Genomic DNA, 12823 nt, shown 5'->3' with positions numbered 1-12823 from the left:
GAATGCCAAGCAAGCTAACATTTTTGCCGCCGCCGCCAAAGCCTGCCGGCGCTGGCCTGTGCAGGAGCTGGCTGGCCAGCGAAATCGGTTTCCAGATTTGCGCAGAACTGGCGGGCCTCTTCGCCGGCAAGCCGGCTCCTACGGGGGAGGGCGTCGTTCGTGGGCGCCGCGCACATCCTGTAGGAGCTGGCTTGCCAGCGAAGGCGCCGGCGGGGCTTGCGCAGGGCTGGCGGGCCTTTTCGCCGGCGAGCCGGCTCCTACGCGGGAGGGCGGTGCTCAGGTGGCCAGGCGCGCGCCGCTCAGGCTGCCGCTCAGTTCATAGGCCGCCAGTTCCGCCTGGTGCGCGGCGAGGATCTCCGGCAGGGAGCCGCGCAGGTATTCGACCCAGGTCTTGATCTTGGCATCCAGGTACTGGCGCGACGGGTAGATGGCGTACAGGTTCAGTTCCTGGGAGCGGTACTGGGGCATCACGCGTACCAGGGTGCCGTTGCGCAGGCCTTCGATGGCGGCGTACACCGGCAGCACGCCAATGCCCATGCCGCTGATGATCGCGGTCTTCATGGCGTCGGCGGAGTTCACCAGGAACGGCGAGCTGTTGATGGTGACCATTTCCTGGCCTTCCGGGCCGTCGAAGGCCCACTTCTCAAGCGGTATCACCGGGCTCACCAGGCGCAGGCAGGCGTGGTTGAGCAGGTCGCTGGGTTTTTGCGGGCAGCCGTTGGCTTTCACATAGGCCGGGGAGGCGCAGACGATGCTGTAGGTGATCCCCAGGCGCTGGGAGACGAACCCTGAATCCGGCAGCTCGCTGGCCAGGACGATGGACACGTCGTAGCCCTCGTCCAGAAGGTCCGGCACGCGGTTGGCCAGGGTCAGGTCGAAGGTCACGTCCGGGTGCGACTTGCGGTAGCGGGCGATGGCATCGATCACGAAGTGCTGGCCGATACCGGTCATGGTGTGCACTTTCAATTGCCCGGCGGGGCGGGCATGGGCGTCGCTGGCCTCGGCCTCGGCTTCTTCGACGTAGGCCAGGATCTGCTCGCAGCGCAGCAGGTAGCGTTTGCCGGCTTCGGTCAGGGCGATGCGGCGGGTGGTGCGGTTGAGCAGGCGGGTTTGCAGGTGAGCCTCAAGATTGGAGACTGCGCGCGAGACGTTGGCCGTGGTGGTGTCCAGTTGCACCGCCGCGGCGGTGAAACTGCCGGCTTCGGCCACACAACTGAAGGCGCGCATGTTTTGCAAAGTGTCCATGGGGTGCTCTCTGGGGAGATGGCAAATTGTGACACGAAGTTACGGGGGCTTGGATAGGCGACCAAGGGATTATCGCGTTTACGGTAACAAAGATTCACAGGAATCCCTGCTTATCGCCGCCCCGGCCGCCCCCTAGAATTGCCCCGATCCGTAGGAGTCGGCGTGCCGGCGATCCGCGCAACGCGGTGTAGCAGGCGTATCGCTGCGCCGGCCGGCCGACTTCCACGAGAGAAACACTCCCCCCCGATCTTCAGGAATTCGCAGCAGTGCCGCGTCGCATCAGCAGAGGGTTCAAGACCCTCAGTGTTTGGGCTTTATCGTTAGCAATCAGCGGCTGCATCGGAACCGGAGGCATTGCCCCACAAGGCAAGACACTTCCCGCTAATACATTGGCCACCGACGAGGCGATAAAGAGCGCCGCGCGCGACGCCCACTGGCCCAGCGCCCAGTGGTGGCAGGCCTACGGCGACCCGCAGCTGAACCGCTGGATCGAGCTGGCCTTGCAAGGCAGCCCGAGCCTGGCCATGGCCGCCGCCCGGGTGCGTCAGGCCAAGGCCCTGGCCGGTATCGCCGAGTCGGCCGAGTCGTTGCAGATCAAGGGCGACGCCACCCTCAAGCGCCACAACTGGCCCACCGATCAGTTCTACGGCCCCGGCGCCCTGGCCAACACCACCACCTGGGACAACAACGCCGCCCTGGGCTTCAGTTATGCCCTGGACCTCTGGGGCCGGGAGAGCAACAACACCGAGCGCGCCGTCGACCTGGCCCACATGAGCGTGGCCGAAGCCCGTCAGGCCCAGCTGGAACTGGTGAACAACGTGGTGCGCAGCTATATCCAGCTGTCCTTGCACTTCGCCCAGCGCGACATAGTCCAGGCCACCCTGAAGCAGCAGCAACAGATTCTCGAACTGGCGCAACGGCGCCTGGACAGCGGCCTGGGCACCCATTTCGAAGTCAGTCAGGCCGAGGCGCCGCTGCCGGAAACCCATCGCCAGCTGGACGCCCTGGACGAAGAAATCGCCCTGACCCGCAACCAACTGGCGGCCCTGGCCGGCAAGGGCCCGGGAGAGGGCGCGCAACTGCAGCGGCCAAGCCTGTCCCTGGGCGCCGCGCTGAAACTGCCCTCGGCCCTGCCCGCCGAACTGCTGGGCCAGCGCCCGGACGTGGTCGCCAGCCGCTGGCAAGTGGCGGCCCAGGCTCGCGGCATCGATGTGGCTCACGCCGGCTTCTACCCCAACGTCGACCTGGTGGGCAGCATCGGCTTCATGGCCACCGGCGGCGGGGCCCTGGAGTTCCTCACCGGCAAGAAGCTCAACTACAACGTCGGCCCGGCCATCAGCCTGCCGATCTTCGACGGCGGGCGCCTGCGCTCGGAACTGGGTGACGCCGCGGCCGGCTACGACCTGGCCGTGGCCAGGTACAACCAGACCCTGGTGGGCGCGCTGAAAAGCATCTCCGACCAGTTGATCCGTCGCGAGTCCATGGACAAGCAGCAAGCCTTCGCCGCCGAGTCGGTGGCCGCGGCGCAGAAGACCTACGACATCGCCACCGTGGCCTTCCAGCGCGGCCTGACCGACTACCTGAACGTGCTCAATGCCCAGAGCCTGCTGTTTCATCAGCAGCAGATCCAGCAGCAGGTGCAGGCCGCGCGCCTGACGGTCCAGGCGGACCTGGTGACGGCCCTGGGCGGCGGGCTGGAAGCCGGCCGCGACGTCCCCGCGCAAGATCGCCTTGAGGCACCCAAGACTCCCGCGGCCCTGGCCGTGTTCGACCACTGAAGCAGGCCCCCATGACTTCCTTGCCCGCCCCTTTGCGCTGGCTGTACTCCCTTGAATGGCGCCGGGGTTTCTTCGACTGGGCGCGCAGCGACGGCGTGACCTGGGTCTATATCTTCAAGGTCCTGGCCGCCGCGTTCCTCACCCTGTGGCTGGCCATGCGCCTGGAGTTGCCGCAACCGCGCACGGCGATGATCACCGTGTTTATCGTCATGCAGCCGCAGAGCGGCCAGGTGTTCGCCAAGAGCTTCTACCGCTTTCTCGGCACCCTGACCGGCTCGGCGGTGATGGTGGCGCTGATCGCCCTGTTCGCCCAGAACACCGAGCTGTTCCTCGGCTCCCTGGCGATCTGGGTTGGTATCTGCTCGGCCGGTGCCGCGCGCTACCGCAACTTTCGCGCCTACGGTTTCGTCCTTGCCGGTTACACCGCGGCCATGGTCGGCCTGCCGGCCCTGGCCCATCCGGAAGGCGCCTTCATGGCGGCGGTGTGGCGGGTGCTGGAGATCTCCCTGGGGATTCTCTGCTCGACCCTGGTCAGCGCCGCGATCCTGCCGCAAACCGCCAGCGCCGCCATGCGCAACGCCCTGTACCAGCGCTTCGGGGTGTTCGCCCTGTTCGTCACCGACGGCCTGCGCGGGCGCAGCCAGCGCGACAGTTTTGAAACCAGCAACGTGCGCTTCATTGCCGAGGCCGTGGGCCTGGAAGGGTTGCGCAGCGTCACCGTGTTCGAAGACCCGCACATGCGTCGGCGCAACGGTCGCCTGAGCCGCCTGAACAGCGAATTCATGGGCATCACCACGCGCTTCAACGCCCTGCACCAGTTGCTCGAACGCCTGCGCAGCAGCGGCGCCGACCAGGTGGTGGCGGCGATCAAGCCAGGGCTTTATGACCTGGCGGAACTGCTGGACGGTTTCTCCGGCCGGGCCCTCACCAGCCCCGACGCGGCGCGCTTGGCCACGGCCCTGGCGGCCTACAAGGCCGAGCTGCCGGCGCGGGTGCGCAGCCTGCGGGCGGCCTTTCAGGAGAGCGGCCCGAGCGACGCCGAGCAGCTGGATTTCCACACCGCCTACGAGCTGCTCTACCGCTTTGTCGACGAGATGCACAGCTACGCCCAGACTCACGCGTCCCTGGCCGACCACCGCCACGAACGCGAGCGCTGGGACGAGCCCTACACCCCGCAGACCAACTGGCTGGCCTGCGCCGCCTCGGGCATCCGCGCGGCCTTCGTGCTGGTGGTGCTGGGCAGCTACTGGGTGGCCACCGCCTGGCCCAGCGGCGCCACCATGACCCTGATCGCCGCCGCCACCATCGGCCTTTCGGCGGCCACGCCGAACCCCAAGCGCATGGCCTTCCAGATGGCCTGCGGGACCTTTATCGGCGCGCTGGTGGGCTTCGTCGAAATGTTCTTCGTGTTCCCCTGGATCGACGGCTTCCCGCTGCTGTGCCTGATGCTGGCGCCGGTGATCGTGCTCGGTTCGTTCCTCGCGTCCAGGCCCAAGTACGCCGGGGTCGGCCTGGGCTTGCTGATCTTCTTCAGCACCGGTTCGGTGCCGGACAACCTGACCGTCTACAACCCCTACGCCTTCATCAACGACTACATCGCCATGGTCATGGGCATGCTGGTCTGCGCCGCGGCCGGGGCGATCATCCTGCCGCCCAACAGCCGCTGGCTGTGGCGCCGCCTGGAGCAGGACCTGCGCGGCCAGGTGGTGTACGCCATCAGCGGCAAGCTCAAGGGCCTGGCATCGAGCTTCGAAAGCCGCACCCGCGACCTGCTGCACCAGGCCTACGGCCTGGCGGTGGGCCAGCCCAAGGTGCAGAGCGAGCTGCTGCGCTGGATGTTCGTGGTGCTGGAAGTCGGCCACGCCATCATCGAGCTGCGCAAGGAACAGGCGATCCTCCCGGTGCACCCGGCCTATGCCGAATCCCAGCCCTGGCGCCAGGCGATCCGGGTCATGGGCCGCTCCCTGGTGCGGCTGTTCCTGCAACCGAGCCAGAGCAACCTGGAGCGCGGTCTGATCGCCGTGGACCACGCCATCAGCCGGGTCCAGGCCACGGACGAGCCCTTTGCTCCGCACTTCGACACCTCGGCCCTGCGCCGGGTCAAGAGCTACCTGCACTTCATCCGCACTTCATTGCTCGACCCGCAATCGCCGCTGGCGGCCTATGCCCTGGCCAAGCCTACGGCGCCTGCACCCCAAGGACTTGACCATGCCTCGTGAAATCGCCTTCCACGGCGTTTACATGCCCACCATGACCCTGATGTTCTTCATCGCCGCGGCCCTGGCCTGGGCCCTGGACCGGTTCATTTCCGGCTATGACCTGTATCGCTTCTTCTGGCACCCGGCGCTGCTGCGCCTGAGCCTGTTCTGCTGTCTGTTCGGCGCCATGGCGCTCACTGTCTACCGTTGAGACCCCCGCAATGAAAAAGTTTTTCAGCCTGCTCGCCACCCTGCTCGTGCTGGCCCTGGCCCTGTGGATCGGCCGCACCCTGTGGGAGCACTACATGTACACCCCCTGGACCCGTGACGGCCGGGTGCGCGCGGACATCATCAACGTCGCCGCCGACGTGACCGGCGAAGTGGTGGACGTGCCGGTCAAGGACAACCAGCTGGTGCGCAAGGGCGACCTGCTGATGCAGATCGACCCCGAGCACTACCAGATCGCGGTCAAGCAGGCGCAAGCGCTGGTGGCGTCGAAGAAGGCCACCTGGGAGATGCGCAAGGTCAACGCCCGGCGCCGCGCCGACCTGGACAACCTGGTGATCTCCAAGGAAAACCGCGACGACGCCGGCAACATCGCCGACTCGGCCCTGGCCGACTACCAGCACGCCCAGGCCCAGCTGGAAGCGGCGGAACTCAACCTCAAACGCACCCAGGTGCGGGCGGCGGTGGACGGCTACGTGACCAACCTCAACGTGCACCGTGGCGACTACGCGCGCATCGGCGAGGCGAAGATGGCGGTGGTCGACATGAACTCGTTCTGGGTCTACGGCTTCTTCGAAGAAACCAAGCTGCCCCACGTGCGCGTCGGGGATAAGGCCGACATGCAACTGATGAGCGGCGAAGTGCTCAAGGGCCATGTGGAAAGCATTTCCCGGGGCATCTACGACCGCGACAACCCGGAAAGCCGCGAACTGATCGCCGACGTCAACCCGACCTTCAACTGGGTGCGCCTGGCCCAGCGCGTACCGGTGCGCATCCACATCGATGAAGTGCCGGAAGGCGTGCTGCTGGCGGCGGGCATCACCTGCACCGTCATCGTCAACCCCGAGCCTCTGTAGGCGCTGGCTTGCCAGCGAAAGCGCCGGCAGGGGCGATGCAAGGCTCGCGGGCCCTTTCGCCGGCAAGCCGGCGCCTGCATCAGGGGCGATTAAAGGCGTAGCGCCCGCCGCACAGGTTATGGCGTGCGCTTGGCCAGGAGGATTTTGGCCTTGGCCACGCTGTCTTCCACGCTCAGGTCATCGTCCTCCAGCACGGCCTGCAGCGCCGGGTCTTGCCACAGGTCCACGGCCGGCCCGGTGCTTTGCACCAGGCGGGAAATCAAGGCATAGGCCACCAGTTGGCCGCGGGTGTGGAACTTCGGGTAGCGGTCCTGCATGTCCACCAACTGGGCGACGAAAGCATGCTGTTGCTCAGCGGACATGCCCGCGAACACCTCCGGGTAGTCGTAGTAGATATCCCCTGTGCCCAGGAGGATGACGTTCTGGCGCAGCTCCTGCTCAAGATCCTGTTTGGAGGGGAGCTGGCTGAGCAGCCGGGTGTAGTGCTGTTCGCCTTCAGCCATCTGCTGAGGGTTCATCTTGCGTTTCAGCGCTTCGAGCGCTTGGGCGTCATCCAGGGTTCGGGCCCAGGCGTAGGCCAGCGGGAAATTGTCCTGTTCGTTGCTGCGCAGCATCTCTTGTTGCGAGTCCTCGTCGCCGTGCCGGGCGGCGCGTTCCAGCCAGGCCATGGCCAATGCCTTGTTCGCCGGCTGGTCCAGCTTGCCAAGGTTGTAGATGTCGTACAGGCCCGCTTCCGCGCAGGATTCATTGTGCTGGGCGGCGTAGGCGATGTAGTTGAAGGCTTCGCTTTTGTCATAGTCCCTCTGCCTGGAGCCGACAATCCCGCCCAGGAGGCACAGGCTCATGGTGTCGCGGGGGGCGGCCATGATCAGGCAGGCGCGGGCCATTTGTATGGCCTTGCTCGCCAGCAAGGTACGGCTTGCGCCGTGCAGCACTTCGTCCTCATTCATCAGTCGGATGCCGAGGCCGACCAGCCGTTCGCTGTCCATCTCCGGCGAGCAGTACGGGTTGGCCTCGACCTTGGGCAGGATCTGTTCCAGGCTCAGGTCCGGCAGGGTGGCATTGAGTTTTTCGTCCGGTGACGAGGCATTGCAGCCCAGCAGCAAGGCGAACAGGGCCAACGGTAGTGCTCTACGACATTTCAATGGGGCAGATCCCTGATCGGCGAATGAACAAAGGCGCACCGCTGTAGGAGCTGGCTTGCCAGCGAAGGCGGTCGCAAGGTTTGCACTCGGCTCGCGGTACACCCTGGATGGCTTGCGTGCGTGGGGCTCAGAGCTTGGCGCTCAGGCCAAACCGCTTCATCAGTCCCTTCTCCAGCAACCCCTTGGGCAGCAGGTTGGCCAGCAGCGGCAGGGCGCGGCTGCCATTGCCCAGGCGCAGCAGGCGTGGCGGCTTGTCCTGTTGCACGGCCTTGAGCAGGCCGGCGGCAAATTCGCTGGCCGGGGTCGGCTTGTCCTGGGAGGCCTTGGCCCGGGAGCGGATGCCCTCGCGCAGTGGCCACCAGGGCGATTGTTCGTTGAGCAGCTGTTCGGCTTGGTGCCCGGCGTTCTTGGCAAAACTTGAAGCGATGGCCCCGGGCTGCACTTCCATGACCCGGATGCCGAATGGCGCCAGCTCCATGCGCAGGGCATCGCTCAAGGCATGCACCGCGGCTTTCGAGGCGCAATAGGCACCGGCAAACGGCGTCACCAGCACCCCGGAGACACTGCCGATATTCACCACCAGGCCACGGCTACGGCGCAGCACCGGGAACATCGCCCGGGTCACCCCGACCACCGAAAACACGTTGGTTTCGAACTGGCGCTGCATGGCTTGCACGCCGCCATCGAGCAGCGGGCCCATGGCGCCGTAGCCGGCATTGTTGATCAGCACATCGAGGCCGCCGTACTGCTGGCTGATCTCCTCGCTCAAGGCGCTCAGGGCCGGGCCATCATTCACATCCAGTTGCACGGCCTTGAAACCGGCGGCTTGCAGAGCGCTGACGTCCTCGGCCTTGCGGGCGGTGGCCAGTACCGTGAAACCGGCGCCCTTGAAGGTGTCCGCCAGGGCGCGGCCGATGCCGCTGGAACAACCGGTGATCAACGCGACGGGCATGGCGCGGTCCTTGTGCTGGGAGAGGGGAGGGGCGAATCAGTCGGAGAAACTACCCTGTAAACGCTCGGCGCGAAACTCCAGGGTTTGCGGACGATAGCCGGGGCGCAGCGGCGGCAGGGGCAAGCAGTCCTGCCAGCTGGCGCCGGCCTGCAACTCGCCGGGGCCACGGTAGCGTGGGGCGCTGTACTGGTTGTCGGCGAGGTTGACCGTATCCCCCGGCGCGTAGGCCGCGACCCGCCAGCGCAGCTCGATCAGCGGCACCTTGTTGCCGTTGTTCAGCTTGACCTGCAACGGGCGGTCGGCGGGGCAATGTTCGGGGGCGTAGGTCAGGCGCAGCTCCAGGCGCGCCAGTTGCTGGGCTTCGCGGTTGTCCAGCCAGACCACCCAGCACGCCACCAGGGCCAGGCCGAACGCGGCGGCCAGGGATACGGGCAGGGCTTTGGCGGGATAGCGCAGAAGCAGGATCAGCCAGGTAATGACCAGCAGAACGCCGATGAACATGACGCGAGCCTCGGGGAAAAGGAGGGGACATCCTACCTAAGCGTAGGTGGGGTTGGCGATGGAGGGTGGCTGTTGTGACGTTATCCACAGGCCAGGTTTTGATGGGGGCGTTAAGGACAACAGAAGGTCTGTTAAAGCGGATTTATGCCGATAGTGGACATCATGTGGTCCACTCTGGTGCCCGCCCGAGCAGGTGGCTGGCATGCTTCGGGGTCATCTATCCATTTCTGGAACACCTTTACCGGGACTGGAAAATGCTCAGGCTCTCAGGGCTGCAAACATCGAACGAGGCGAATGCTAGCTGAAGGGGTGGGCTCCGCTTTTGACTGTGAAGAGTGCTGGTGCCAAGGACGAGACGTGCCCGTGGTGGCGATCTATGAGGTGTATAATCTCCGGGCTTTGGCATCAATCATGGGGCGATGATGGACGTATCACTGCAGCAGATCTTGCAAACTGCACAGATCAGCGATCTGAAGAAGCTGGGGACGTTTCTTGAGGTCAAACGCTTTGTCGAAACTCAGCTTCATCTGAAGTTAGGGGCAAATGGCTGGAGCTCTTTATCTTTGAAGTTAAAGCGCCTGAGTGCCCTCGCAGAAGAGGGGCGAGAGTGCGAACGCGTGCTTATTGATGCGTTGCCCTATCCGGCCGTGCGCAATGAAGTTTCAAAAAGAATCGGCTTCAGGATGTGCGCCAGGAATGTTGCAGAACTTAGAGGCGCTTTGTCCCTGTTGTCGAAATGCGCTGTTCGTCCAGCGTTTGATCCTTATGAGCGTTTCGAAAAGAACAAGCTTAAAAACTTTGTCAGCAGTTCAAGACTGGAAGGCATAGATATACCGATCTTCGACGAAAAAGCTTCGTTGGAAAAAATCCTGGCCAAGCATGGAAGACCGTTGAATGGATAAATACGACGCCTCTCATGATCATTACTGCTACCCCGCCTCCTCAGTGCTTAAAAACAAGCTGAATATCCAGGAAATGGCCGCCCTTGAGGCAGCGGAGAGGGACATCACCGCGCTGACCGTCAGTCGGGTTCGCTATGTCGCTCCGCCCTACAGCCTGGAGAATTTCAAGCTGCTGCATCGCCAGTTGTTTTCCGACCTCTATGCTTGGGCGGGAGAGATAAGAAATGTTGATATCTCCAAGGGCGGAACGCGTTTCTGTAACTGCGGAAGAATCGAGGCGGAAGCCCTGAAGATTTTTTCAAATCTTCAAGAAAACAACTGGCTGAGTGGACTTGAACGAAACGATTTCTGTGAAAAGTTGGCGGAATTCTACTGCGAGCTGAACATGATTCATCCGTTTCGCGAGGGCAATGGCCGAGTCCAGCGGATCTTCTTTGAACACCTCGCGCTATCGGCAGGTTACGAACTGGATTGGGAAGAGCTCAGCCAGGATGAGTGGCTTGAAGCGAATATCAATGGCGTCTATGTGAACTACACGCCCATGGCAGATATCTTCAAGCGCATCGTCACTGCCTAAAACCCCTATCGAAGTTGGCCGCAATGGCCTGCTGGTTCTGGCGTGCTACGGCGTGCCACCATCCTGAACATTCCCAACACCCGTGGCTTGGACATAAACTGCGACGCCTTTGTCGTTGCTCCGTGTCGAACCCGGGACTAGCCTTTGAGCGTCGCTGCGAAAGCAGTGATCGGGTTTGGTCGCCCGACTTGATACAGGCGCAACAGCGCCCCTTGACGATTGCAGGCGCTTTTTTTGCGCCCGCATTTCCGTGCAATGGCGGCTGTGCGTGGAAGGGCTTCGGCCCTGCCGGGTTCCTGTATCTCCGGTCGACCAATCCACGCACGGCTGCCACCCATTCGTTTGGTCGCGAACGTGGCAGTCCTCACTTTGATACGGGAGGTTCAACCATGTGCGTTATCAAGACCTCGGGCTTCGTCACCTTCGGTTCCTGTGGTGACGCCGATCAGTCCCTGTTTCGCGTCAATGCCGACGTGCCTTTGCAGCAGGCGCTGGAGCACGCTTCGACCCTGCTGTACTACGCCAAGAAACTCGCCCTGGATGCGGCCATGGAAGACCAGGGCGAGCGTTACGCCTGGGCCGCGCATTTCCTGGCGGAGATGGGCAAAGCGGTGATCGATGACGTGGGATTGGGAATGAAGGAAGAGGTGTTGCAGGCCTGATCGATGTTTCTTGATGGAGGGAGTCGAAAGGGCGCTGCGTCTTCGTGGGAGGGACGCAGCGCTTTTTTTGCTTCTTGTAGCCGCTGCCGCAGGCTGCGAACGACCGCGCAGCGGGCGCAGGGGGCTCAAGACCGCTGAAGGTCCTTCGGCCCTTTTCGCAGCCTGCGGCAGCGGCTACAAAAATCCCCCTGTCCAGGCGCCTGCGGATAGGGGACGCAGGCACCTGGAAAGGGGGAGCACAAAGGTCTTGCTAGCACGACTCCCTGCTTTTACTTGCAGCTTGCCGCTTGAAACTTGCCGCTGCGCTTACTGCGCGATGGTTTTCACCGAGACGCCACGTTCCACCGGCGTCGAGCGGCCGTAGATATCTTCAAAGCGCTCGATATCGTCTTCGCCCAGGTAGCTGCCCGATTGCACTTCGATGATCTCCAGCGGGATCTTGCCCGGGTTGCGCAGGCGGTGCACCGAGGCAATCGGGATGTAGGTGGACTGGTTCTCGGTGAGCAGGAACACGTTCTCGTCACAGGTGACTTCGGCGGTGCCGCTGACCACGATCCAGTGTTCGGCGCGGTGGTGGTGCATCTGCAGCGACAGGCAGGCCCCCGGCTTGACCGAGATGTGCTTGACCTGGAAGCGCCCGCCCATGTCCACGGAGTCGTAGGAACCCCACGGGCGGTAGACCTCGCAGTGGTTCTGGGTTTCGCTGCGGCCCTGTTCGTTGAGGGTGTTGACCATCTGTTTCACCCCTTGGACCTTGTCCTTGTGGGCAATCATCATGGCGTCCTTGGTTTCCACCACCACGATGTTTTCCAGGCCGATCACCGACACCAGTTTGCCGTTGCCGTGGATCATGCAGTTCTTGCTGTCCTGGATCACCACATCGCCCTTGCTGACGTTGCCGTTGGCGTCCTTTTCATGCACGTCCCACAGCGACGACCAGCAGCCCACATCGCTCCAGCCGGCGCTCAGGGGCACCACGCAGGCGCGCTGGGTCTTTTCCATCACCGCGTAGTCGATGGAGTTGTCCGGGCAGCAGGCGAAGGTGGCTTCGTCGATGGTCACGGTGTCCGGGTCTTGCTGGCTGCGTTCCAGGGTCAAGAGGCAGGTGTCGTAGATGTCCGGGTCGTGTTTCTTCAGTTCTTCGAGGAAGCGGCTGGCGCGGAACAGGAACATGCCGCTGTTCCAGAAGTAGCCGCCGGCCTGGACGAATTCGTTAGCGCGTTTTTCGTCGGGCTTTTCGACGAACTGCGCGACCCGGCTGATGCCTTCCGGCAGCAGGGCGTCGTTGGCGGACTTGATGTAGCCGTAGCCGGTTTCCGGCTTGGTCGCCGTAACGCCGAACAGCACCATTTCGCCACGCTCCGCGGCCACTGTGGCCAGGGCCAGGGCTCGTTGCAGGGCTTTCTGGTCGTCGAGGACGTGGTCGGCGGGCAGCACCAGCATCAGCTCGTCGCGGCCTTCGTTGACCAGCATCATCGCGGTCAGGGCCACGGCCGGGGCGGTGTTGCGGCCGAACGGCTCCATGAGGATGCGTTGGGATTCGAGCTTACGCGCCGCCAGTTGCTCGTTGACGATGAAGCGGTGGTCCTTGTTGCAGACCACGATGGGGGTGTCCATGCCTTCGAATACCAGGCGCTCCAGGGTTTGCTGGAACAAAGTGTGTTCGCCGGTCAGGGCGAGGAATTGCTTGGGGAATTGCTTGCGCGAAAGCGGCCAAAGACGTGAGCCGCTACCACCTGACAAGATCACCGGAATCATGTTGTTACTCCTTCAAACATCGT

At 63.6% G+C, this 12823-nt stretch carries 12 protein-coding genes; 7 read left to right on the top strand and 5 right to left on the bottom strand.

Annotated elements, in window-relative coordinates; all coding sequences use genetic code 11:
- Positions 1 to 276: 276 nt before the first annotated feature.
- Positions 277 to 1245 (bottom strand): LysR family transcriptional regulator, encoded by a 969-nt coding sequence (locus tag GWQ44_RS19235; protein ID WP_047301864.1) that lies wholly within the window; start codon positions 1243 to 1245, stop codon positions 277 to 279.
- A 266-nt stretch (positions 1246 to 1511) separates the two neighbouring features.
- Here GWQ44_RS19235 and GWQ44_RS19230 point away from each other — a divergent pair, with 266 nt between their 5' ends.
- Genes GWQ44_RS19230 through GWQ44_RS19215 form a run of 4 tightly spaced genes read left to right on the top strand, consistent with a single transcriptional unit; the run spans position 1512 to position 6303 of the window.
- A complete protein-coding gene (locus GWQ44_RS19230) occupies positions 1512 to 3023 on the top strand; it encodes an efflux transporter outer membrane subunit (RefSeq protein WP_275928065.1) in 1512 nt (503 codons plus the stop codon).
- A gap of 11 nt (positions 3024 to 3034) precedes the next feature.
- Positions 3035 to 5242: an FUSC family protein gene (locus GWQ44_RS19225; protein WP_199008967.1), complete on the top strand. Its 2208-nt coding sequence runs from the start codon at positions 3035 to 3037 to the stop codon at positions 5240 to 5242.
- On the top strand, positions 5232 to 5432 hold the full coding sequence (locus GWQ44_RS19220; protein ID WP_007930063.1) for a DUF1656 domain-containing protein: 201 nt from the start codon (positions 5232 to 5234) through the stop codon (positions 5430 to 5432). The genes GWQ44_RS19225 and GWQ44_RS19220 overlap by 11 nt, the downstream gene beginning before the upstream one ends.
- A 10-nt stretch (positions 5433 to 5442) precedes the next feature.
- Entirely contained in the window at positions 5443 to 6303 is an 861-nt protein-coding gene (locus GWQ44_RS19215; protein ID WP_016968504.1) for an HlyD family secretion protein, read from the top strand.
- 116 nt (positions 6304 to 6419) lie between these two features.
- Here the strand turns inward: GWQ44_RS19215 and GWQ44_RS19210 are convergent, their stop codons facing one another.
- The 3 genes from GWQ44_RS19210 to GWQ44_RS19200 all read right to left on the bottom strand — a co-directional run bounded on the left by GWQ44_RS19210 (position 6420) and on the right by GWQ44_RS19200 (position 8901).
- Positions 6420 to 7448, bottom strand: coding sequence for a sel1 repeat family protein (locus GWQ44_RS19210; protein WP_275928064.1), 1029 nt, complete (start codon positions 7446 to 7448; stop codon positions 6420 to 6422).
- A gap of 127 nt (positions 7449 to 7575) precedes the next feature.
- Complete coding sequence (locus GWQ44_RS19205; RefSeq protein ID WP_275928063.1) at positions 7576 to 8400, bottom strand: SDR family oxidoreductase; 825 nt, start codon at positions 8398 to 8400, stop codon at positions 7576 to 7578.
- 36 nt (positions 8401 to 8436) lie between these two features.
- Entirely contained in the window at positions 8437 to 8901 is a 465-nt protein-coding gene (locus GWQ44_RS19200) for a multidrug transporter (protein ID WP_248765233.1), read from the bottom strand.
- Between the two features lie 422 nt (positions 8902 to 9323).
- On the opposite strand from GWQ44_RS19200, the gene GWQ44_RS19195 reads away from it, so the two are divergent.
- The 3 genes from GWQ44_RS19195 to GWQ44_RS19185 all read left to right on the top strand — a co-directional run bounded on the left by GWQ44_RS19195 (position 9324) and on the right by GWQ44_RS19185 (position 11042).
- Positions 9324 to 9803, top strand: a complete 480-nt coding sequence (locus GWQ44_RS19195) for a YhfG family protein (RefSeq protein ID WP_011059363.1) — start codon at positions 9324 to 9326, stop codon at positions 9801 to 9803.
- Positions 9796 to 10380: a putative adenosine monophosphate-protein transferase Fic gene (locus GWQ44_RS19190; RefSeq protein ID WP_065364593.1), complete on the top strand. Its 585-nt coding sequence runs from the start codon at positions 9796 to 9798 to the stop codon at positions 10378 to 10380. Before GWQ44_RS19195 ends, GWQ44_RS19190 begins: the two co-directional genes overlap by 8 nt.
- Before the next feature lie 389 nt (positions 10381 to 10769).
- Positions 10770 to 11042 carry a DUF3077 domain-containing protein gene (locus tag GWQ44_RS19185; RefSeq protein ID WP_275928062.1) on the top strand — a complete coding sequence of 91 codons (273 nt, stop codon included), beginning with the start codon at positions 10770 to 10772 and terminating at the stop codon, positions 11040 to 11042.
- 306 nt (positions 11043 to 11348) lie between these two features.
- On the opposite strand, the gene GWQ44_RS19180 is transcribed toward GWQ44_RS19185, so the two are convergent.
- The gene (locus GWQ44_RS19180; RefSeq protein ID WP_275928061.1) at positions 11349 to 12800 is read right to left on the bottom strand and encodes a mannose-1-phosphate guanylyltransferase/mannose-6-phosphate isomerase; all 1452 of its coding nucleotides are present in this window, start codon (positions 12798 to 12800) and stop codon (positions 11349 to 11351) included.
- Between the last annotated feature and the right edge of the window lie 23 nt (positions 12801 to 12823).

Origin of the sequence: Pseudomonas sp. 3MA1, assembly GCF_029237275.1 — a bacterium.
In the GTDB taxonomy this organism is placed as follows: Bacteria; Pseudomonadota; Gammaproteobacteria; order Pseudomonadales; family Pseudomonadaceae; genus Aquipseudomonas; species Aquipseudomonas fluorescens_AP.
Note: the sequence above shows the minus strand (reverse complement) of the source record. Positions and strands in the feature narration are given on the sequence as shown.

Bases quoted from the DNA above. Each gene is read 5' to 3' on its own strand.
- GWQ44_RS19185 (WP_275928062.1), top strand. From the start codon at position 10,770: ATGTGCGTTATCAAGACCTCGGGCTTCGTCACCTTCGGTTCCTGTGGT.
- GWQ44_RS19235 (WP_047301864.1), bottom strand. From the start codon at position 1,245: ATGGACACTTTGCAAAACATGCGCGCCTTCAGTTGTGTGGCCGAAGCC.
- GWQ44_RS19225 (WP_199008967.1), top strand. From the start codon at position 3,035: ATGACTTCCTTGCCCGCCCCTTTGCGCTGGCTGTACTCCCTTGAATGG.
- GWQ44_RS19215 (WP_016968504.1), top strand. From the start codon at position 5,443: ATGAAAAAGTTTTTCAGCCTGCTCGCCACCCTGCTCGTGCTGGCCCTG.
- GWQ44_RS19220 (WP_007930063.1), top strand. From the start codon at position 5,232: ATGCCTCGTGAAATCGCCTTCCACGGCGTTTACATGCCCACCATGACC.
- GWQ44_RS19200 (WP_248765233.1), bottom strand. From the start codon at position 8,901: ATGTTCATCGGCGTTCTGCTGGTCATTACCTGGCTGATCCTGCTTCTG.
- GWQ44_RS19190 (WP_065364593.1), top strand. From the start codon at position 9,796: ATGGATAAATACGACGCCTCTCATGATCATTACTGCTACCCCGCCTCC.
- GWQ44_RS19180 (WP_275928061.1), bottom strand. From the start codon at position 12,800: ATGATTCCGGTGATCTTGTCAGGTGGTAGCGGCTCACGTCTTTGGCCG.
- GWQ44_RS19195 (WP_011059363.1), top strand. From the start codon at position 9,324: ATGGACGTATCACTGCAGCAGATCTTGCAAACTGCACAGATCAGCGAT.
- GWQ44_RS19205 (WP_275928063.1), bottom strand. From the start codon at position 8,400: ATGCCCGTCGCGTTGATCACCGGTTGTTCCAGCGGCATCGGCCGCGCC.